Source organism: Spongiibacter sp. C9W (assembly GCF_057370015.1).
Genome location: NZ_CM170672.1, coordinates 639275 through 661207 on the forward strand (window position 1 = coordinate 639275; position 21933 = coordinate 661207).

Sequence of the window (21933 nt, forward strand, 5' to 3'; positions counted from 1 at the left end):
CGCATCGCAAACGGCAGCACCTGATCTACGCTGACACTTTCGGCTCGACACGCTCCCCGGCTTTCTCGGCTGCGGGAGCAGAACTTGCAGAGCGCGGCGCGACCAGCGCCCATACTATTGCCGCGACAATGGCGAAGAGTTGGCCCGCGCCAACAATAATCACCGCCGCCATCGCCGATTCAATACCGCTGGTCATCACACTTAGCGCCGCACCGATGGTTGCCGGCATCCACAGTTCCACCGCTTCGGGGTGCCGGCACGGCAGCAGCAGTAAAAAGGCCACTGCGAGAAACGCCCACAACTTGACGGCAGACAGGCGATAAACGCGAATCAGCAAGCCCCAAAGCAGAGTCGCGACCACGCCAAAGGCCCAATAGGCCTGCCAGGCGAGTGTGTAATCATTGTTATCAATCATACTAATCCCTAATCAATCCAGCGGATGATATGGTCCTCAAGCTCGTCATCTGCCACGGTCACTTCACTCACGCAGCGCCCCTTTACCGACACACCCAATGTTTCCATCAGCCGCTGATCACCGGCAATAAGGGGGTGCCAAGGCTCGAGCGGCCGCCCCTCATGAAGCTGTCGATAGGCGCAGCTACTGGGCAGGCTGTACGCAAACGCCGGCAGTGATTCACGCAGATCGAGGCAGCCCGGCACCCGCGTCAGGCGCTGCGGGTAATCCCGGCAACGTATGTGCTCAACATCGAGCAGTCGACACGACACGTCGGTGTAATACACCTCACCGCTGTCTTCGTCTTCAAGCTTGTGCAAGCAGCAGCGGCCACAACCGTCACACAGGGCTTCCCACTCCTGGTCGCTCATCTCTGCGAGCGGCTTTGCCTCCCAAAATGGGCGATGACGAGACGCTATCACCGATCTTCACGCGGTGAGAGAGGCGCCTCTGGCTGCGGAGGAAGCTGAAGATAAAATCCATTTTCATCAATAGCTTGCAACACATCCTTAACATCTGCTCTAGCTAACTTTTTACCCTCTTCGAGCAGCAGTGTCATCGCTCGCTCCGGCTGACCAAAACGCTTCAACAGCGCCTCTGGAACACGCTCTGTGTCTTCCGCCTTGTCGACATAAAGGTACATCCCCTCATGCTTAGCACTGCGATAAATGGTGCAAATCCGCCGCATCACGCCCCCTCCAAACTTTGCAATAACACCTCACCTACCACCTGCTTGCGCCACGCTGTCATCGAATCGGGCAGGCGACGAAGCCTGATCACCTCTTCCATATCACGTTTGCGGCACAACAAACCCGCGGGGATACCCAGCGAATCAGCACAACGCTCTACCCCGCGGCGCATCGCGGCCAGGTATTGCGTCTGCTCTGCTGACAACGGCCGTTCGCCCGGCGGTGGATGTGCAGCGCTATCTTCCTCGCGTGCCTCTCGCACAATAGTAAGCACGTCGTCGCCAAAGCGCCGCAGCGATGCACTGGGCAGGTCTTTAATTCTTGCCAATTCACCGCTACTGGACGGCTGGCGGCGAGCAATTTCGAAGCACACTGGATCCTTAAAAATGCGTCCGCGTGGCACATCTCTCTCCCGCGCCTGCTCTTCCCGCCAGGCACATACGCGCTGCAGTACTAAACGCTGGTAGCCGTTGAGTTTCCAAAGCGATTTATTGCGCAGGTAAAACTGATCCGATGGGGTGCCCTGATCGGCCTGCTCGATAAGTTGCCGACAATCTTCTTGCCACCACGGCAGCCGACCCAACTCCTCGAGTCGCTGACGCAGCAAGGGGTAAATATCCTGCAAATACGCCACATCGAGCGCTGCGTAGTGGCATTGGCTCGCGGTAAGTGGTCGCTGCAACCAATTGGAGCGTGTTTCGCCTTTCTCTACGTGCTGATTCAAGCTGTGAGCGACCAGCTTTTGGTAGCTCAGGCCCTCTCCCCAGCCCGCCAGGCCAGCGCCAATTTGGCTATCTAACAACGGCGCTGGCAGCGCGCCACACAGTCGCTGAAACACTTCGAGATCTTCACTACACGAGTGCAGGACTTTAGGAATACCGGCGTTGTTGAGAAGCCCATTAAAATCGTCCCAGTCGGTAATGGCGATGGGGTCGATCAGCCAACACTCGCCAAGCGCGCCTACCTGTATTAAGCCTGCAATAGGATAAAAGGTATCTCGGCGGATAAACTCGGTGTCCAGGGCGACAAATTCAGCCGACTGCCAACGCTTACAAGCTTGCGCTAGCTGCTCGTTGGAATCCAGATAATGGTATGCATCATTCAAAGCGCTGGCGTCCTTTAAGCGCATGCGACAAGGTACCGCTGTCGACATATTCAAGTTCGCCACCCAAGGGCACACCATGGGCGATACGGCTCACTGCCACCCCCAGGCGCCGCATCTCTTCAGCGATATAAAAGGCGGTTGCCTCCCCCTCTACGGTGGGATTAGTCGCCAGTATCAGCTCGGAGACGTTCAAGGCCTGAACCCGCTCGACCAGGCGGTCAATGCCAATGTCCTCCGGGCCGATGCCATCGATGGGCGACAGTCGGCCCATCAACACAAAATACAGGCCGCGATAGTCCCCGCCCTGTTCGAAGGCGAGCACGTCGGCGGGTGATTCCACCACGCAAATTGTGTGTTGGTCGCGCCGCGGATCGCGACACAATCGACATTCAGGGTCTTCGGTGAGCGTGCGACAGCTTCGGCAATGCCCTACTTTTTCAACGGCATTGTGCAGCGCTTCTGAAAGGCGCTGAGCACCGCCACGGTTTCGCTCCAGCAATTGAAAGCTGATGCGCTGCGCCGACTTGGGGCCAACCCCAGGCAGGCAGCGCAACGCGTCAATCAGCTCATCGATAAGGGGGCTGTAGTTCGACATTAAAAAGGCATCTTGAAGTTACCGGGCATCCCCATCCCTGAAAGCATATCGCCCATTTGTCCCTTGTTGTTTTCCTCAACCTTGCGCACAGCGTCATTCACCGCCGCGGCCAACAGATCTTCCAGCACTTCTTTGTCTTCGCTGAGCAAGCTGTCGTCTATTTGCACACGCCGCACATCGTGGCGCCCGGTCATTACCACGCTCACCAAGCCCGCGCCGGCTTCGCCACGCACTTCTTTATTTGCCAGCTCTTGCTGCGCTTGTTGCATTTTCTCCTGCATTTCGGCAGCTTTTTTCATCAATTCATTAAGGTCTGCTTTCACTCTGGTCTCCTAATCTTGACGACGTTTTTCCGGCAAGCTGATTGATTCAAGGTCTAGTTCGGCCGAAAACTCGGCGATAATTTCCTGCACGAGGGGGTCGCTTTCGATCGCTTGGCGAGCGACAACAAGCCTCTCTTGTAGACGTCGGGCGCGGTACTCCGCCGGTGTCTCCTCTGCGGGTTCACCGATATCGATTGCCACCTTAAGTGCCTGACCAAAGTAATCAGCCAAGGCCTCTTGCAGGCGCTCGATATGACGGTCATTCAGCAGTGTCGCGTTGCCCTGGCTAATTACAAACTGCAGGCGGCTACCCTCTTTGGCGGCTAGCTGACAATGCGAGGCAATACTCCCCAACATTCCAGGCAAGGCGAAAGCGTCGAACTGCTCGCGCCAGAGCCTGGCATCGAGATCAGCGAGCTCAACACTCGGCGCCGCGGCTACAGCCTCTTCCGGTGCCGACGCTGTTGCCACCGGTGGCTCGTCTGAACGCGGCCGCTGAACTTCTACTTGCTCATGCTCCACGACGTCAGCAATTTGCTCGGTCGATGGTGCACTGTTTTGTGCAGCCTCTTGTGGCGGTATTGGCGCTGAGGCTTGCTCTGGTTTGCTCGGCTCAGCAGCGACTGACGGCGCCTCGTCCTCGCGGCTATGTTGTTCAGGAGCCTCATTGGCAGTAGGTGCGGGCTCTGCCGCCGTAACGGCAGTGTTCGGCTCTGCCTCCGGCTCGCCCCCGGCGTCAGACGGCGTCGGCGGCTTTTTTACGGGGGCAGCCTCCCCCTCGGGCGAGGCGCTGGCAGTAAGCGGCTGGCTTGGCGGCGCCATGACACCTTCGGGTTTGAAGGCCACCATACGCAGCAACAACATTTCCAGGCCGCCGCGAAGCTCGGGGGCCAAATTCAAATCGCGTCGCCCTTGAAGCGCCATCTGGTAATAGAACTGGACTTCCTCGGCACTGAGTTCGCCCGCCAGTGCCGTCACGTTCTGTTTATCGCCCAGGCTATTGTCCAGCCCCTCGGGAACGGTTTGCGCAATAGCGATGCGGTGGAGCACCACCAGCAGTTCATTGGCAACGCCGGCAAAATCCACACCCAGCTCGGCCAGCTCCGCCACGATCGCTAACAATTCGGCCCCGTCGCGTTTAGACAGCGCCGAAATTAATCGGTAAACGGCGCCGTGATCGATGGTGCCCAGCATCTGCCGAACATCGTGCTCGCCGAGTTTACCCGAGCCGAAAGCGATTGCCTGATCGGTTAAACTCAAGGCGTCGCGCATACTGCCGTCGGCGGCGCGCCCCAGCAGCCACAGCGCTGCCTCGTCAAAGCTGATCAGCTCTTTTTCGAGTATCTGCTTCAAATACTCTACTACGCGTTCAGGACTTAAGTTTTTCAGGCTGAACTGAAGGCAGCGCGACAAAATGGTCGCGGGAATTTTTTGTGGGTCCGTCGTCGCCAGCAAAAACTTAACGTGAGGCGGCGGCTCTTCCAGCGTTTTTAGCAGCGCATTAAAACTGCTGGCACTGAGCATGTGTACCTCATCGATGAGGTACACCTTGTAGCGCCCCTGTGTCGGGGTGTATTGCACATTGTCGAGAAGCTCGCGGGTGTCCTCAACCTTGGTGCGCGACGCCGCGTCAACCTCGATCAGGTCAACGAAACGCCCCTCGTTGATGGCGACACACGACTGGCATTGGCCGCAGGGCTCTGAGCTGACGCCCTGCTCGCAATTCAGACAACGCGCCAGAATACGCGCGATGGTGGTTTTACCCACGCCACGAGTCCCGGTGAACAAATAAGCGTGGTGAAGCCGATCGTGATCAAGCGCATTGATCAAGGCTTTGAGCACGTGGCTCTGGCCGGCCATTTCCCGGAAGCTTTTGGGTCGCCACTTTCTCGCCAGAACCTGATATGTCATCACAAAATCTCTCGAAATCGATCGTCAAGGATACACTAGCGCTGCGCTGACATAAATAATGTCGGAATTAGAAAAAACGAGAGGAATCACGGGGATAGGAATAAATGGGTGGCGGCCCGACCAGCCACACCCCGGCACACGAGTCGATAACTACCGTTGCTCCCTTCCGGGCCTGGCGGGGTTTGCTACCTATCGTTGCGAGGGGACCGGAAGGACCACCATAACGCGCTTTCGGCCTCGGCCAATTGCGGGGCGCTATTGTGTTCGAAACCCCCTCCACATGCAAGGGGGATAATCGGATTATTGCGCGCTGACTGGCGGAAATTGCGCGAGAATCGTCGCCACAGTTTCATCGATATACGCGCGCCGCTCCACGGGATCTTTTAGTGTGGGTTTGACACGACTTGCGCTGCCTCGCCATACCAAACGGCGATTTTCAGGCTCGATAATATCGATAACAACATTGTCCTGAGTATATTCGCGCACCCAAATATCGTCATCATAGAAATGCGCGTAGCCAAATCCCGGGCGGTGGTAGCAGTGATAGCAAGGGTAGTAACCAAAATGGCTATACCAGCTGCCCACACTTTCCACGCGTGTTTTTTCGACAGTGCCGACATGGTAGCTCACCAGTACTGACGCGCTGTCGACGGCAACTTTCTTCACGCCGCGCAGCGCCATCTGCGCCTCGATAGCATCGCGATAGCGCTCATGCATCAGGGCGTCGTAGGCGGGTTCCCGTTGCTCGTTGTCAGGCGTCAGCCAGGCGTAACTCGCTACGTTAGCGAAATCGTAATCGAGGGCATAATCCTGACTCACTGGCACTGCTGTGCACGCCGCTACTACTGCCGCGATAACGGCAATACCACATCGCTTAATGACTGCTGGTAAATCGTGCATTACGCCCTCCAAGTCGCCTAGTAGCTTCAATTTCGCTTAAGTACTACCCAGTTTGCAAAGCGGCCGCGAATAACGCGCAGCAGCATACCATCATCGCTGCGTGATGCCGCCGCCTGCAGCTCATTAATACTGCGTACGCGCCGCTGATTCACTGACACCAACAAGTCACCGGGGCGCAGCTTAGAGGCCGCCAGGGCATCTTGTTTAACCTCGGTAACCACCACGCCTTTGCCATCGTCGGCGTTTTTCAGGCTAACGCCGTCTAGCAGAGGATGTACCGACCGCGCATCGGCATCGACCTGCTTCTCAGCCGAGCCCAAAACAACCTTATAGCGTTTCTCGCGCCCTTCTCTTAACAGCGTGATCGCCACTTTGTCGCCGACCCGGCGCAAGCCGATGGCGTTTCTCAGTTGCGCAGAACTCAGTACGGCCTTGCCATCCACAGCGATCACGACATCACCCGCCTCTATGCCAGCCTTGTCAGCGGCCGAATCTTCTTGAACCTCTGCCACTACCGCGCCGCGCTGACCCGCTTCAATATCAAAGGCTTCCGCCAACTCGGGCGTCAGGTCCTGGATAATAACGCCCAGCTGCCCCCGGCGTACCTCACCGTGCTGAAGAATCTGCTCAATGCTCGCCATCGCCATATTTGCCGGAATGGCAAAGCCGATGCCTACGTTGCCACCGGAGGGCGCCAGAATCGCGGTATTCACACCAACTAACTCTCCGCGTAGATTTACCAGCGCGCCACCCGAATTACCGGGATTGATAGAGGCGTCGGTTTGGATGAAATTCTCATAGCCCTCAATACCCAGTCCAGTGCGGCCTAAGGCACTAACAATCCCGGTAGTCACCGTTTGCCCCAGGCCAAAGGGGTTACCGATCGCCACAACAAAATCGCCCACACGCAGTTTATCGGAATCAGCAAGGCGCACCGCGGTGAGCTTCTCGCTGGGAATTTTCAGCACTGCGATGTCAACGTCTGGATCAGAGCCGACCAGCTCTGCTGTAAAACTGCGCCCGTCCTCCAGAGACACCGTGATTTCATCCGCGCCGTCAATTACATGGTGGTTGGTGAGCACAGTCCCCTCACCCGCATCGATAATCACACCTGACCCAGCACTCTGCGTGCGGCGCTGGCGCGGCTGCAATTGCTGCTGAGGCATATTGAAGAAACGGCGAAAGAAGGGGTCGTTTAACAGTGGATTCTGCTGGACCCGTTGCGTAGTGTAGGTTGAGATATTCACTACCGCCGGATTCACCGATTTCAACATCGGTGCCAAGCTGGGCAATGGCTCCCCATCGGCCACCGACTTCGGTAGTAGAGCAAAACTGTGTGTGCTTACCGCTAACAGCAGCGCTGCAAAAACCGTTAAATATGAGCGGGAAATGGTAGTTTGCAAAATCCGGGTCATGACTATGACGATCTCCTCATAACGTTGATAACAAGGTTAGAGTGCAGAATCCAAAATTATTTCCCTAAATAAACAGATTCTGCAAGATCAGCAAATCATTGCCTGCTCAGGCCAGTTTTTCTGCCATCGCCTTGGAAAGCTCATCGCGGATTCGCGACTTGAACGGCTTCATCATCATTCCCAGCTGGATGTCGACCTTGACCTCCCCCTCCAACAATTGCAGCACCCCCTGAATACCGGAGCGTTTCAGCTCCAGTTCTCGGTCGCTGCGCCAGTGGGCCTTCATCTCAAAACGGTCACTCAGTTTCACTGCTAAAGCATCGAGCATCTCCCGAACATCTGCGTCGCTTTTCGAGTGGCGTTGGCTAAGAGAAATTTTCGACACGGTCAGTCTCCAGTAAGTCGCATCGGGAATATCAAGCATTCTAGCAGAGTCGTGCTCAGGCGCTGACGGAATTGCAGGCATAAAAAAACCGCCGGTAGGCGGTTCTTTTAATTTGGTGGAGCTAGGCGGGATCGAACCGCCGACCTCTTGCATGCCATGCAAGCGCTCTCCCAGCTGAGCTATAGCCCCGAAAGAGGCTGCGCATATTAAGGTTCGTCCCCTACCTTGTCAACACGCGCAGTGAAAAAAATCCCCTTTAACAACACAGGCGCATTTGCCGCCACCATCAAGGGAGTTGTTGATAGCGTTTTTCCAGCTTCTTAAGTTTTTTCTTGCCCACCCCGCCCAAAATATCAATGGCGTGGCGAATGCGCGCACGACTGATTTCCGGCCCGAGTATTTCCATGGAGTCGACGACTGAAATCGATGCAGTGGTGCCCGCAATGGCAATAAACAGCGGTGGCATCACATCTTTCATGCGCAGCTCCAGACCGTCGACCAGCGCTTTGATATCGGCAAACAAAGTATCGCGCTGCCAATCGGATTCGGCCTCCAAACGCCACAAGCAGCACTGTAAGACCTCAACCAACTGCTCTTCCTCTAAGGTGCACTGAGCAAAACTTTCCTTGCTCAGCGGCAGCATTCCCGATAGGAAAAAACCCGCCAGCGGTGCGATATCGGTAAATACCTCAATACGCTGTTTTAGATGTGGCAGCATTTTGGTCAGCGTTTCCCGATTCAATGCCCAGCTCTGCAGGCGCTCAATTAGCGCGTCGTCGCTCAAGTCCTCTCGCAACCAAAGCCCATTAAGCCAGCGCAGTTTCTCAACATCGAAAATCGGGCCACCCAGGCTGACCCGCTGAATGTCGAAGTGCTCGATCATTGTCTGAAGGCTAAACTTCTCGCGCTCATCGGGCATACTCCAGCCCATCCGCCCCAAGTAATTAAGTAGCGCCTCCGGCAAAAAGCCCATGCGCTGGTAGTACAAAATACTAGTGGGGTTCTTGCGCTTACTGAGCTTACTTTTGTCAGGGTTACGCAACAGTGGCAAATGGCAAAGCTGCGGCATTTCCCAGCCAAAATACTCGTACAGCAACTTGTGCTTAGGCGCAGAATTCAACCATTCTTCGCCGCGCAGCACGTGGGTAATACCCATCAAATGGTCATCCACGACATTGGCCAAGTGGTAGGTAGGCAGGCCATCGGATTTCAACAATATCTGCGCGTCGACCTGGCCCCAATCTAATTCCACGGTACCGCGCAACATATCTTCTATCTCGCAACGGCCCGCTTCTTCGGGCACCACCATGCGAATAACATAGGGCATACCCTCGGCTTCGCGGCGCTGCTGCTCGTCGTCACTCAGGCGCAGATCTGAGGGTTTTAAGGCCGTGTGCTGGCCTTCAGCGCGCCGCGCTTCTCGCAGAGCATCGAGTTCTTCGGGGCTGCGATAACAGCGAAACGCCAAGCCCTTCGCGATAAGTTGCTCGCAGTGCTCCCGGTAAATTTCGCTGCGCTCACTCTGCCGGTAAGGCCCCGCTTGTCCGCCCACATCGGGCCCTTCATCCCAGTCCAAGCCCAGCCAGCGCAGAGAGTCTAAAATGGCCTGTTCTGACTCTGGCGTCGAACGCTGCTGGTCAGTGTCTTCAATGCGCAGCAGAAACTGGCCGCCTTGGCTTTTTGCAAAGCAGTAGTTAAACAGGGCGATGTATGCGGTGCCGACGTGTGGATCACCAGTGGGGGATGGCGCAATGCGAGTGCGAACAGTCATGGAGAGTTGTTTACCATTTCAATACAATTAGCGTTGGCCGCGCGCATAAGCTGCGACATGAAAGGCGCCATTATACGGGCCAGCGGCGATAAGATTCACCTACCCCGGAGGTTTTCCTGGCGAATGCCCAACAATACCCTCGACAGACGCTTCTGCGTAGCGCCAATGCTTGATTGGTTGCACAAAATTTATTATTCATATTTATCAGACAGTTATAACAAGCTTATTAAAGCAGGGGACAATTAGGGGACAGAAGCTTCACAATTATTTCAAGTGTACGGGGGTTGCCTTACCGTTTGATGGACTCCGGCACCGCTGGCAGTTGGCTGTCTTACCCAATATCAAATGCAAGCAATGCGAGCTGACTTTGCATTTTTCCGCACAACCTAGCGGCTTTGGTTGCAATCTGCTCGTCACTGTCTCGCTCTCGGGATTCGAAGTTTTCACCTGTCAGTAAATCGTACAAATCTGAATGAAATTCTAGTGCCGAATCTATTGCTTTTCGCTGATCAACCCCAGACACGTTATCTCTAATGAGCAATAGGTTTTTTTGCATTGTAGGGAAAATAGTTTTTATTTTAATTTCGCTAACCTTCATATCTTTTCTATTTGTGCTACTGGATTTTTGAAGCCAGTAACAGACCGCCTCATTCTCAAGTGTAACGACTTGCTCTCTGACACCATTCACAACTGCTGATCGATTATCAATTTTTCGAGCATGTCTCCAGTGGAAAAAATTGAAGATATAAGCAGCTAAGGCACCCACTACGGCTCCGACAATTGGCAAAAATAAGTCAGAGCCAGTAATACCTGGACTTTCAGCAAGCTGTGCACTTATACCTTGCAAACTTTCATCGATCTGGGCCAGATGTGTTTCAACCTTATCTGGGACACTAAGATAGACGGTACTACTCGCACTACCAGCAGAGCTTTCAGTTATAAGCTCTGGGATAACGAGTTGAGCTGAGCTTGCTTGAGCAGAAACGGCTTTTTCAACAGTCATTTTTTTGTGGACACATATGATTTGGAGTTGAATTTTGCCTCTTTGATGTACTGAATAATTTTTTCTTTATAAAACTCAAAGTCCTCGTCTTGAATGACAACTAATTCGATCTTTTTAAGCAAATCGTCAGCAGTCATATGACCGAACTTTACAACCCCAGCAAACCCTTCTGTCAAAAACGACGAGCCGTAAGATTCGACCCCATCATCTAAAATTATCCGTAACTTCTCATGACCTTCTAACTGCGAGAGCATTGGAAGTAAAAGCTCCTCCCTAAATTGCTCTCCGCTAGAGCCGGTATCATCAGAATAAAATCTTCCGCACGGGTCTGAAGAAAACTTGCTGCCTATATTAAGCTCTGCCATTGTCAATCTCACTGTCAGTCATCTAGTATGACTTTCCAAATAATAAGCGTCCCTTCTACTGGGTTCGTAAATCTTTCGGATTTCACGCGATCATTTCCTGATTCGAGGCTGTACTTATACAATGCATGGCCGCTCAGTATTGACAAATATCCAGCACCTCGATGTTTTATAAATTCGAGTAAATCTTGCAAACCTTTGCCCCTGTCGCTCTCTCCGGTGCTAGTTCTGTCTAATTCTACAGCGGCCTTGAGCATAACTTCATCCTGAAACCTTGTGCCAAGCGGCAACTTGTCAAGCAAGCTGGTTACTATTTCCCATATTTCTGATGCGGGTAAAGATTTTGGAATGCCAATACCCTGATCATAAAAGACAATTTTTAGCTCCCGGTCACTTTTGTTATATGCGCCTGTCAAATACCAATTTTTGTCTTCTTCTAGATACCCGAATTTGGCTGGGTAGGCGTGATGCGTAACATTCGTTATTGCTTCCGAGAGGCCCGAGTCAAGGAATGTCCATTTCCCGACCTTGTCTCCAACAATCGTAGCTATGCTACTTTTAAGTTCTTTAACTTTATTTTTGTCACCACATCTACCCTTAATATATTTAACGACTTGAATATCCCCTTCGGTCACCGAAGGTAATGGTGACACTGGCTTTCTATTAAAAAGCTCGAAGAAGCCCAGCTGGGTAAAACGCTTCAGAATCTCGAGGTTCCACTCCTGTGTTGACGGAACAAGTGTATTGCGTATGCCATCGTCCCACTTTGATAACTCCGCAGTCAGCACTAACGCTGCCGAAGTGGATATTCGCTTGAGCTCAGAGAACCCAACTTTCCCAAGACGATACTTGTAAAATGATCTTTTTTCCGAGGTCAGCTTTCGAATAAAGTTTATATATTTGACCGTTTCCTCATAATGGCTGGAAAAGTTCATGATTTCCGGCAGTGTGACCAAAAGTCGGGTTTTCCTTTTAATTTCAGCGTTTATGCCAGAATCTATCAAGCGCATTATTTCGGCATTAAACGGCACACGGATTTTCTGCCCTGAATTAAAGTTTTTCTTCCCACGTTTTTGAAATTGCCGACGATCCGCTATTGTTCGGCGAACAGACCGTTCCCGTTCCTTGAGAGTGAGTTTTTTCAAAGTTGTGTACCCCCTTCCCTACTCCACCAGCGCCTTCAACATCGCATCCTTGGCATCTGCATAGAACTGCACATCTACTTTCGTCGCCATATCATCGGACAAGTCAAAGAGCTGGCGTCTACAGCTGACGGGAAGCAATACAGCCTGAGCCCCCTTCTCAACGGCCAGCTCGATCACATTGACGGCATTCATCACCGGCTCGATGGAGCCGCCGAGGTTAATCTCGCCGACTAAGATAAGACCGCCACGAACTGATTTCTTGAGCATACTGCTACACAACGCAATCAAAGCCGGCACGCCAAGTTTGGCGCCCTTTTTCGAAGCATCAAAGGCGCGAAGCTGGATAGTGAATTCATGAGCACGAGGATCGCGGTCACCGACCAATTGTGTAGTACGGGAGTAGAGGTTTTGCTCGGCATAGCGAACCGATTCTTTGAAGGCTTGCGGCAACGGATTGTTGAGTATCTTGATCCCACTTCCAGGCCCTTCATTGACCTCAATGCGGTATAACCCAGCATTGTCATCCACATCAGTCCCGCCTTCGCTGATCGCCCATATTTGCCCAGGCTCGAGGGGATCCGAGCCAATCGAGTTATCGGCCTGTAGCTCGGGGGTGGACACAAATTGCTCAACGCCATCATTCCCCATGATATAGCTGAAGTGGGTATTGCGGAATTCAGCGGAGCCAATGCGCTTTTGTTGCTCTTTAACCCGGCGACGAACCTCTAGACCCAAGCGCACAGCCCATTCCAGATCTTCATCGGATACGGATTCGTCCATATCCGGATAAATCAGCTTCAGCAGGCCTGATACCGTTTTGTTGACGCCGTTGGTATCACGTCCACTTAATGCTCCGCCAAAATGAACTCGGCCCTGCATAGAGCTAACCCGACTCTGGCTGCGCAGCTGGCTGAGACATTCTGATAGGAAATCGCTGACCAAACCAAAATGATCAGTCAGTAGGCCCTTGTTCATTTTCGGGACATTCCAACCCGGCAGGTAGCAGTGAATCCTATCCATCCAGGCGGTATCGTCGCGCATTTCTTCTGGAAGTGGGCCAAATAGGTGACCAACCCGTTGCTGGTGCTCTACATCCACATCGAAGTTACCCACAAACACCATGGAGCCATCCCCGCGGATACTTTCCTTCCCGCGACTAAATTCTCCAGACTCCATATAGCCTTTCATAATATTGATGCCGTCTTTGGAGTCGAAGGAGATTCCGCTCACTTCGTCAAAACAGACCACATCGTACTGGCAAACTAAGCCTCGTTGCCCATTGGCGTTGTTCACGAACATCTTGGCAACGGTGGCCTTACCGCCAGAGATCAAATGTGCATAGGGAGAGACCTGTTGGAACAAGTGGCTTTTACCGGTCCCTCTCGGGCCGAGCTCCACCATGTTGTAGTTTCGTTCTACAAAGGGCACCATCCGGAGCAACATGGCATCTTTAGCGTTTTCATCCAGCGTACCAGGTTCCAGGCCGATGGAACGCAGCAGCATGTCTTTCCACTCCTCAGTGGAGAAATGCTTCCTGGCCTCGGCCATAGTCTCCAATACATTGCGTTTGGAGAGCTGAATCGGCTTCAGCGCGAATACGCCGAAGGGCTTACCCCCTTTTTCCTCGGCTATGATCGAGTCATATTCCAGAGTAATTTCAGCGTAAAAGCCGCCCGTCAGTAGACGCTCATTCTCATCAACAATTTTGTCGGGAATGCGTACATTATTGAGCCGAAGGCTGGGTAGCGTCGCCAAGTAGCCCTTGTCGGGAGCGCTAAAACGTACGCTGACCATATCAATCAGCTTCACATTGCCATCTTTATACGCCCGCGCCTTGAAGAGCTCTTCCTCCCCCGCCTTTACCGTTCGGGAGGATAATTGCCGCTGGACAATTTCCAGGCCTTCTTCAATTTCCTTCTCGTCGGTAGTCGCGCAATAGCGCCCCAGCATAAATTCGACGACATAGGTTGGCACCGGGAACTGGCGGCTAAAGGTTCTCACCAAGTCCTTGCGTACGACAAATCCCTCAAACGCTTCTGCCGACTTGCGATCTAGTTGATCTAATTCCATTAATCCTCTCCACCAACCGTTGTTGCCTGCTTCGCTAGCACATTGCCGTCATCATCCATCACAACGACCGTGGCCATCAGGCCTTCATTTTCGTCATCCAACACCTTCAGGCTGGCCTTACCGTCGTCCAATCGCTTAGGCTTCACAAGTGACGTGCTGCTGTCTACCAGCTTGGTGCGCAAATCCAACTGGGGTACCCCGCCCTCGCACTCGACCTCCACTTTGCAGGTCAAACCTAACCAACGGACTTGTTTAATCTCAGCCTTAAGTAACTGCTTGGCTTGCCCCTCGATGGTCATTACCGGCACCAGGCATTCCTGCAGGCTCACGCCACCGTGGGCGTAGCGCCTGCCCGCAATAAAGGAATGAATCCCCTGCGGAAAATGAATCGGAATATTGGCGTTCCAATACCAGCCCAGGGTTAAACCCTCAACGTGGACATCCTGCTTCAACTGCGCGCACCGTCCCCAGCGACTGTCTGCAGCTTGCGCGGGGAGACTCGATTTGGGCATAGCGCCGGGTACCAAGAGCCAACCATGATCGGTAACGAGTCGAATCTTGCGCCATCCCGCGTGCTGAAGCTCCTGAATACGCTCGACAATGCCATCCAGAATGGGGCCAAGGCGTTTTGGCAATTTCAGCTCGCTTTTGTGGCCTTCCTTATCAATATCGCCACACGCCACCCAGGCATTACCGGCGGGATCACCTAACTCGTCATCCGCCAGGTGCTGCCAGGACTCCTCAGCCAGCACCCGCTTAAATCGGTCATGCGACAAGGGGCCATTGTCTTTCACGCTGGGCTCAAAATCCTTGACTGCGCCATCGCCAGTGAGTCGCCTAGTAACGGGGCTAACTGCCGCTTTCGCCGTTGCGGTAACCGAAGGCAAGGCAGACCACTGAGTCTTTAGGTCTGCATCAATGCCCACCCCCGCCAACCGAGCTCTCAGCTTGTGGGCCACATCCAGCCGTAAACCATCGACGAAGAACACTACCTCACCGCCCACTTGATACTGCGCAGTCGCCTCTTCTACCCCATCCACACCGGGGTACCGATCGGCCTTCACATGTTTCTGAAAACGCTCAGTTAAGTCGGCAAGCCAAGGCCGATAAATTGTCGCTAGCACATCTTCCACGACCGACAATTGCTGTTTGCCATCGCAAAGCGCCAATACATCCACAACCAGACCATCGACCTCCCAGCCCTTTTCAGCATAGCGTTGGCCAAGCTCCTCAGCAGACAGCCCTCCAAGGGAGGCTTTTATTTTCTCCGCGATAGCAGCCATAGGCGCCAGCAATACCGCCCAGGGCGATTTGCCCAGCTCCGCCCAAAGGCTGTTACGGCGCGATTGATGGGAAGATTCAAGCTGAATCAGCTTATCCCGGGCTTCGCTAGGGTTAGCGGATGTCAGTGCAATGAGGTCAGCCAGGAGCTGTTCTTCCGCTTTGGCATTTGCCTGTGGGTAGGTTTCAGGATCTGCCAACAAGTCAGGCAGCGGCACCCGCTCCAATAAATCAGGAATTGTAGGATACAAGCCGGGGCTTTCCGCAAAGCGTTGCCATACCTGCTCCCAAACACCTTGCCGAGAACAGAGCATTTCCGCCGCCGCATAGTCGCCATCTTGCTCTATGTTTAATCCATACTCGGCCTTTGCAAGATTGCAGAGCGCCTGCCACCGGGCAGCTGACCACTGACCCGATACTGTTTGGGGGGCATTCATCCAAGACAGGAGATCACGAATCGGATCACTGGATAACAGCTGATTAAAATCACTGGCCTCTAAGCGCTTGCCAGATAGGCTTTCAACAGATGCTGCAACCACGGCCTCCAAAGCCATCAAAAGGGCTTTCTGCGTCGACTGATCTTTTGCAACATCCAGCTCCAAGCCTCCAGTCGCAGAGGTCAAGAAAGCATTAACCGTCCAATCCTTACCGTTGTACTGCCCCCATAACTCGCCGCGATACTGCAACTCCGCCAAAGGCTTAATCGTCTCAGGGCATTCTGCAATCGCTCTAAGATCCAACCGCGACACGCCCGGCATGTAGATGACGGGGGTGGAGCCCTCATCAACAAGAAAATCCTCAATTTGGTTGGCGATCACGCATTTCAGCCAAATCGGCGGACCCGAGCGTAATTCCGGTACATAATCGCCGAGCACCAGCAATTCAGGTATCGCTTCGCGCAACAAGGGTAATACGGGCTCCCACTGGCGTTCCTTATCAGGCCATAACACAGCCACCGGGGCATGTTGCACATTGGCATTGAAAACAGCAGCTTTACGGAGCTCGTCAACAAGATGCGATAAAACGGATGGCATGCCTTAAGACTCCAGCTGATAAATACTGATGAGGTCGCCTATCACCTCATCCAACGAACGGTTCTGAATGCCAAAGGGCTTCAAATCTAAGCCCTCCTGAGCGGGCATGGCATCAAGGAAGGCTCGCATATCGCTCTTAATACTGTCAGCAATATCAATGCGCTGCTCAGGCCCAAGGGCAGGATAAAGCCGAAATACATCATTACGATGTTTTTTGATTTTCTTGCTATCAATAGTCTCCCCTGCCTCCGCACGCTGGCTGAGATCAAGCCAAGCCTTTGCCTTAAAGGGCAAAATGTAGTCGACGCTCAACAATGAAAGTCCTTCGATCACTACTTTGCCATTGTGAATGCACTGGTAGTAATCATCGTCGAGCAGAATGGCTGATAGACTCGACAGCTCGCCATCAGCAGGAATGGGCGTGAGATGACAATCGTCAGGAATGGTTAGCTGGTCAGGTACGCGGGAAAACAACTCCAGCATAGCGGGAAATTCAGGTACACCTGGCTTCTCGAAGCGGTAAAACTGCTTATCGCCGGTGCTTTTTTCCCGATGCTGATATTCACCGGCCCGAACAAACTCCCAGAACCGCTCAATAAACGCCGAATCGAGCGCTTCGGCGCACAGCACAATATCGAAGTCTTTGGTTGCCCGGAATGTTAAGCCCAGCTCTTCCATATTCAGGTCGCAGGCAACACCGCCGATCAGAATGTAGCGATCCTGAAAGTCCTGAAAATACTGCCTAAAGAGATCCAAGCCTTTTACCACGGTAACTGACTCCATACTTGCTCTAGCAGAGACTCACGGGCCATTTCCAACCGCTCGTCATCTTTCGCTTCAATGCTCAACCAAAGGGATAGTGGATCGACGAGTAACCCGTCAAAGATAAAACCATCCTCATTACCATTCGCTGCAGTTGTCGCAGGGCTATAGGCCCATAACTCCAACTCCAACACCTCGCGTTGAGGGGTGTAATTTCGGCCTGGAAGATCCGCTTTCTTAAGCACTTTTATTGATGGCTGAGCATTCAGTTCAGGCCATTGATTCGCAGGTATGGCCCAAACACCGGTCTCTGGTCCGGCCAGCATGGTGTATTTTGCCATCGCGGCTTCACCGGCCAAGCGTGCACCAGCAGCCCCAATCCAACGCTCCTGGTCACGTACAATAACCCAAACGCGGTTTTTCACAGGGCTCTGTAGCACTGGCAGCGCGGCCTTCCACAAGGCTTTGCCGCTAGCCTTAAATTTAAGCCGCTTTTCGCGTCCGATCTTGATTACCTCGATTAATGCCTTATCCTCCAGCTCAGCCATCACTCGGCTAACAGTCATCGCGGTATAACCCAAACGCCTCGCCAGCACTTTGGCCGGCTTTTCAGAGCAGTCTTTTTGCAAGATTTCCCGAATGACCAATGCCTGTGCTGCCGGGCTTAAGGTCGCCTTCTCTTCAGCCAAACCTTGTTTAAAACGCTCGCGTAAATCCACGCCGAGCATCGGCAGATATAATTGATTGCCAGGCACCAGGAAGGGCACCCGCTGTTCGATCAGGCGTTTGCGATTGTAGGAAGTAATCGTCTCCACCAGGTAGATCACATCACCGGGAAATTGTTTGGACACGGCCTGCCAGTGTTTACGTACAACCGCTGGCGTCTCCCCTTCTGGGCTTCGGCTCAGCATTAGCAGGCAGGGCTTCTTGAAGAGTTCGACCTGGAAAAAGGCGTAGCCATCTTGCAGAAAGAAAGGCAGCTGCTTCTCCGCCGCCCAGGGCTCACCCCAGAGGCTATTGACCTCTGCCTCCCCCAGCACCTCTTCAAGATAGCGTTTAGCCTCAGTTAGCGGCTTCTTAAAAGCCATAGGTTTTAATACCCATTATTAAATAACACTTAAAATGCACGATAACACCATTTTAGTTATCGTGCAATTTTGACGTTATCAGTCAATTGATGAGAAAGCAGATAAGCTAACTATCCTTATATTTTAGATAGTTAAGCATCTCTAGCTTTGCGCTTTTCCTCCAAACTCAGATGGTGATCATTAATCCTGGCACCCTCTGATTCCGCATACTCTGGCCCCAGGTGGTACCACGGGGCCGATTCCACATCTTTGCCCCGGTCTTTGTTCCAATTGATATTTAGTTTGGGCTTCTTGTTATGCCTGAGTACACCCGCCGCCATAAACGGCCGAATATTTAGACGTACGCCATCGTTGAGATCTGGCTCCCAGCCAATCGGCTGCTGATCCAGCGGCTTCCAGCGTACAAAAATATCGTAGGGCTCTTCCCCTTCTAGGATGAGCTCTAGGCTCTTCTTCAGGGTCTGCGCCGCAGCCAGTCGTTCACTGGCGCCATCTTTTCCAGCGTTTAACGCGTGATTTTGAGTACGAATCCAATCGTCCAGGTAGGTGTATATGAGTCGCTCAAGGTTCTTCTTGTCGAGTAAGTGGTAGTTCACCAGGGCGGAAAAGCCGTCTTTCAGGCCATCCCAGATGTGCCAAATAAACGGCCGATGTTGGAAAAGCTTACAGTGCTGCTCAAAGAATTTTTCTCGCAACCAAAAGGCCAAGCTTTTGTTTTTGCAGCCAGCCGCTTCCAGCAATTGGTTGCGAACCTGGCTAGACCAACTATCCCCATAGGCCGCTTGCAGTAATGCCTCTAAACGCTCATCCGCAGCTTCTTCACTGCGAACCACGGGCAAGCAGACAATGCCATCGTCATCGGCATAAGGTAGCAAATCTTTGCAGCGGTTTACCCATTCACGTTGTTCAGCGGCCAGGTCCATTTCGGCATCCAGTTCCGCGGGCCAGCGGTAACCGAGCAGGCGGGCGACGGCGATGTGAAGCACGGTGTCGTCAGTGCGCAGTGGGCCGTGAGCGTTCCACTTGGTGGTGTCGTCCCAGATTACCGAGCCGCAGGGGTGGCCGTGGAAGATCCACTGGGTGGGGTCGTTGGTGTAGGGCTGGGGTAGGCCGTTGGGGTAGAGTTCGGCGGCGACCTTGGTCCAGTGGTCGAGGTCGAAGGGAACCTTTACAAGCGTGGCGTTTGCTACGCCAAGCTTTTGATCAATCCGTCGGACGGCAGCGTTATAGTCAGCAGACGAGCAAAAACACCATATTGCAGCGAGATTTTCTTCTTCAATTGCGGGCAAGGCTGAGATATTGCTATCGAATTTCCAGCCGCGGTAGATCGTCGCCGGTAAGTGGCTCATCTGACTGACTGAAACTCCCAATTTCCCCCACCCTGAGAGGCCCTGGAGCCTCGCAATATCGTCACCGTTATGATGCCAATCCACTACTGATTCCATTCCGCCATACGGAACTGTGTGCTCGACCGTGCTCAGCATTGGTTGCCATCGGACAAGGTTACTGACTTCCCAAAAACACCTCCTTTTGCTCGAATCATCTCCCGTTTTTAGGCCCTGATATGAGTTTGCAGACTTCTTCAGTAGCTCGCCCTGGACTTCTTCGAAAGCTATCCGTACATCCGGATTGCTGAGCTGCTTTCGTTGATCCACGCTCTTAACGTCGAGAGTCCGCAGGCCAGCAGACTTTTCCTTGGCGGCCTTGATGCCGGCGACGTCGAGTCCTCGAAGAATTCCTCTATTGCCATCTGCTGAAAACAATTCCAAAGAGGTGCTCTCAAGCCCCTTTCGGGAAAGCGTGAGCATACATATGGTGGTGATATTCCCCGGGCCCTGTTCGAATGCCTCAGCTCCACCACCCAAACGAACAAGAATGTTCCAGTTGGCTCCTAGTAGCAGTTTTTTCCTGAGAGCCTCGTAACTGGTCAGGAACAGCCAGTTCTGCGGCAGCACCACGGAGCTGGAGCCACCCTCGCGGCACAGCTCCAGGCAGCGATCCAGAAACACCGTGGCCAGATCATTTTTACCCGCGGGGAAATGTTTTTCAGCATAATCCCGCAAGCGGTCATCCTGCTTGCCTCGCGCCAGATAAGGCACGTTAGTCACGACCCAACTGTATTGCCCAGCCAACAGCGTGGCGGCTTTCGCCAGGCCGTGCGCCACCACGGCCACCTCGTGTTGTTCGTCAGTACTTTCCTTCTCAAGGGCGTTGTTCAGCGCCTCCGATAGCTGATCCCACTGAACGAGTTTGGCCGCATCGGTTTTGGCTGGGTTCAGCAAGCTGCCGAGTACCGGCGCATCACGAAAAGTGTCGTGCAGCCAGTCCATCGCAATGGCCAGGTTTTTACCACCCAGCCCGCCCTCTTTAACCAAGGCTTTCCATTCGTCTTTGGCTACGCTAATCGATAAGCCAGAACAGGCCACTTGGATCTCCGGCAGCTGTCGGTAGCCTCCCGCACTGGGGTACTTCCAGGCATTCAATGCCAGGGCAAAAGCCGCCAGCTCCACGCAACGCTGATCCAGTTCCAGGCCATGTAGGTTGTCTCGCAGCACGGCATCCACCGCCGCCTCGGCACTTAACTCTTCCATCTCCATACGCAGCGGCGTCAGCATTAGCAGCAGTGACACCAGGAAGTGACCGGAACCACAGCAGGGGTCCAGGCATTTCAGCTCGCTGAGGTGCTCCGGCCAACCCGGAAAAGTGCCCGCTGCAGGCGTCCAGCATTCAATGCCGTCGGCATCCACTTCTCGCACAAAGCGCAGATATTCCAGCGGCACACCGGGGATGGCAGCCTTTTTGCGAAGCTCCTCTTCGCTGGCAGCGGTGCGCAGATCTTGTTCCGTTAATCGCCGCGCCGCCCACCAGGCGCCCAGGGCGTTATCCAACAGGAAGCTGACCATGTACGGCTCGGTAAAGAGCTGGGTGACAGCAGGTAGCTCCCGTGCGCCGATTTTTACTTCGGATTTGTTAATACGCTCTTTATTGTCCGCCTGCCAGAATTGATAGACCCAGCCTAGGGAATCGGAGGCCTGAAAAATCTCTGGAACAAGTGCGCTTAAAAGCTGCTCTAGCTTCTTTTGGTGGTTTGGCACTAGTTCAATATCAAAGACTGGGGAGTCAACCCGAAAAATCTGCGGCAGCATTTTGGCTGCGAAATTGGCGGCGTAGCGCCAGCCATTGGAGCTATCGCCGGTTTCTTCCTCAGCCAGGTCGAAACAATCAGATATAGCCAATGGCGTTACGCCATCTTCGTACATCAGCAAGTTATTTTCAGCGAGAAAGCGGGAAAACAACATGCGGTGCCAATGCTCGTAGGCGATCTCTGAAACCAACAGGCTAATCTCTTGCTCGCCGGAGGGCTTTCTTCTATCGCCTAACTGTCGCCCATGGGCGCGGAGACGGTTGCGGAGTGCGCGCTGCTCTTCCGTTAGATAGTCAGCAGGCGCTTTCGCGCCCACACTGAGCCGTTCGAGCTCTTCCTGTGCAGCCTGCTCTGCAACATCCCGCGCTGATTTAACGGTACTTTCTAATTGTCTGCGAAGTTCGCTCGGTAATGTTTTATTGGTTGAGTGTGCTTGCATGGTTCGTCCTGATAGCCGCTATGTCGTTGGAAGTTGCTTACCCTATAACTGACAAC

The 21933-nt window shown here is 53.4% G+C and carries 19 protein-coding genes, 1 tRNA gene and 1 other RNA gene; all 21 read right to left on the reverse strand.

Annotation, left to right across the window (positions count from 1 at the left end; all coding sequences use genetic code 11):
* Nucleotides 1-25 precede the first annotated feature (25 nt).
* On the reverse strand, nt 26-415 hold the full coding sequence (locus AC2Q8J_RS03060; protein WP_204995507.1) for a hypothetical protein: 390 nt from the start codon (nt 413-415) through the stop codon (nt 26-28).
* An 8-nt stretch (nt 416-423) separates the two neighbouring features.
* Nucleotides 424-873 (reverse strand): YcgN family cysteine cluster protein, encoded by a 450-nt coding sequence (locus AC2Q8J_RS03065; RefSeq protein ID WP_288364550.1) that lies wholly within the window; start codon nt 871-873, stop codon nt 424-426.
* On the reverse strand, nt 873-1142 hold the full coding sequence (locus AC2Q8J_RS03070) for a YcgL domain-containing protein (RefSeq protein WP_286694234.1): 270 nt from the start codon (nt 1140-1142) through the stop codon (nt 873-875). Before AC2Q8J_RS03070 ends, AC2Q8J_RS03065 begins: the two co-directional genes overlap by 1 nt.
* Nucleotides 1142-2248: a ribonuclease D gene (gene rnd, locus AC2Q8J_RS03075; protein WP_486452065.1), complete on the reverse strand. Its 1107-nt coding sequence runs from the start codon at nt 2246-2248 to the stop codon at nt 1142-1144. Before rnd ends, AC2Q8J_RS03070 begins: the two co-directional genes overlap by 1 nt.
* Nucleotides 2241-2843, reverse strand: a complete 603-nt coding sequence (recR, locus tag AC2Q8J_RS03080) for a recombination mediator RecR (RefSeq protein ID WP_286694136.1) — start codon at nt 2841-2843, stop codon at nt 2241-2243. The genes rnd and recR overlap by 8 nt, the downstream gene beginning before the upstream one ends.
* The gene (locus tag AC2Q8J_RS03085; protein WP_027872627.1) at nt 2843-3166 is read right to left on the reverse strand and encodes a YbaB/EbfC family nucleoid-associated protein; all 324 of its coding nucleotides are present in this window, start codon (nt 3164-3166) and stop codon (nt 2843-2845) included. Before AC2Q8J_RS03085 ends, recR begins: the two co-directional genes overlap by 1 nt.
* Nucleotides 3167-3175: 9 nt before the next feature.
* Entirely contained in the window at nt 3176-5077 is a 1902-nt protein-coding gene (gene dnaX, locus AC2Q8J_RS03090) for a DNA polymerase III subunit gamma/tau (RefSeq protein WP_486452066.1), read from the reverse strand.
* 115 nt (nt 5078-5192) lie between these two features.
* Nucleotides 5193-5289: signal recognition particle sRNA small type (ffs, locus tag AC2Q8J_RS03095), an RNA gene on the reverse strand.
* 88 nt (nt 5290-5377) lie between these two features.
* Entirely contained in the window at nt 5378-5977 is a 600-nt protein-coding gene (locus AC2Q8J_RS03100) for a DUF4136 domain-containing protein (protein WP_486452067.1), read from the reverse strand.
* Between the two features lie 26 nt (nt 5978-6003).
* Nucleotides 6004-7392, reverse strand: a complete 1389-nt coding sequence (locus AC2Q8J_RS03105; protein ID WP_204995513.1) for a DegQ family serine endoprotease — start codon at nt 7390-7392, stop codon at nt 6004-6006.
* A 106-nt stretch (nt 7393-7498) separates the two neighbouring features.
* Nucleotides 7499-7777, reverse strand: coding sequence for a polyhydroxyalkanoic acid system family protein (locus AC2Q8J_RS03110; RefSeq protein ID WP_161624218.1), 279 nt, complete (start codon nt 7775-7777; stop codon nt 7499-7501).
* Between the two features lie 113 nt (nt 7778-7890).
* A tRNA-Ala gene (locus AC2Q8J_RS03115) sits at nt 7891-7966 on the reverse strand.
* Nucleotides 7967-8063: 97 nt separating this feature from the next.
* Nucleotides 8064-9548 carry a glutamate--tRNA ligase gene (gltX, locus tag AC2Q8J_RS03120; RefSeq protein ID WP_204995515.1) on the reverse strand — a complete coding sequence of 495 codons (1485 nt, stop codon included), beginning with the start codon at nt 9546-9548 and terminating at the stop codon, nt 8064-8066.
* Between the two features lie 331 nt (nt 9549-9879).
* The gene (locus AC2Q8J_RS03125; RefSeq protein ID WP_486452068.1) at nt 9880-10551 is read right to left on the reverse strand and encodes a hypothetical protein; all 672 of its coding nucleotides are present in this window, start codon (nt 10549-10551) and stop codon (nt 9880-9882) included.
* Nucleotides 10548-10916, reverse strand: a complete 369-nt coding sequence (locus tag AC2Q8J_RS03130) for an STAS-like domain-containing protein (RefSeq protein ID WP_486452069.1) — start codon at nt 10914-10916, stop codon at nt 10548-10550. The genes AC2Q8J_RS03125 and AC2Q8J_RS03130 overlap by 4 nt, the downstream gene beginning before the upstream one ends.
* Nucleotides 10917-10930: 14 nt before the next feature.
* Nucleotides 10931-12058, reverse strand: coding sequence for a hypothetical protein (locus tag AC2Q8J_RS03135; RefSeq protein ID WP_486452070.1), 1128 nt, complete (start codon nt 12056-12058; stop codon nt 10931-10933).
* Nucleotides 12059-12076: 18 nt separating this feature from the next.
* Complete coding sequence (brxL, locus tag AC2Q8J_RS03140) at nt 12077-14128, reverse strand: protease Lon-related BREX system protein BrxL (protein WP_486452071.1); 2052 nt, start codon at nt 14126-14128, stop codon at nt 12077-12079.
* Nucleotides 14128-16443 (reverse strand): BREX-1 system phosphatase PglZ type B, encoded by a 2316-nt coding sequence (gene pglZ / locus AC2Q8J_RS03145; protein WP_486452072.1) that lies wholly within the window; start codon nt 16441-16443, stop codon nt 14128-14130. The genes brxL and pglZ overlap by 1 nt, the downstream gene beginning before the upstream one ends.
* 3 nt (nt 16444-16446) lie before the next feature.
* Nucleotides 16447-17226 (reverse strand): hypothetical protein, encoded by a 780-nt coding sequence (locus tag AC2Q8J_RS03150; protein ID WP_486452073.1) that lies wholly within the window; start codon nt 17224-17226, stop codon nt 16447-16449.
* The gene (locus AC2Q8J_RS03155; protein WP_486452074.1) at nt 17205-18293 is read right to left on the reverse strand and encodes a helix-turn-helix transcriptional regulator; all 1089 of its coding nucleotides are present in this window, start codon (nt 18291-18293) and stop codon (nt 17205-17207) included. Before AC2Q8J_RS03155 ends, AC2Q8J_RS03150 begins: the two co-directional genes overlap by 22 nt.
* A gap of 131 nt (nt 18294-18424) precedes the next feature.
* A complete protein-coding gene (locus AC2Q8J_RS03160; protein ID WP_486452075.1) occupies nt 18425-21877 on the reverse strand; it encodes an Eco57I restriction-modification methylase domain-containing protein in 3453 nt (1150 codons plus the stop codon).
* Between the last annotated feature and the right edge of the window lie 56 nt (nt 21878-21933).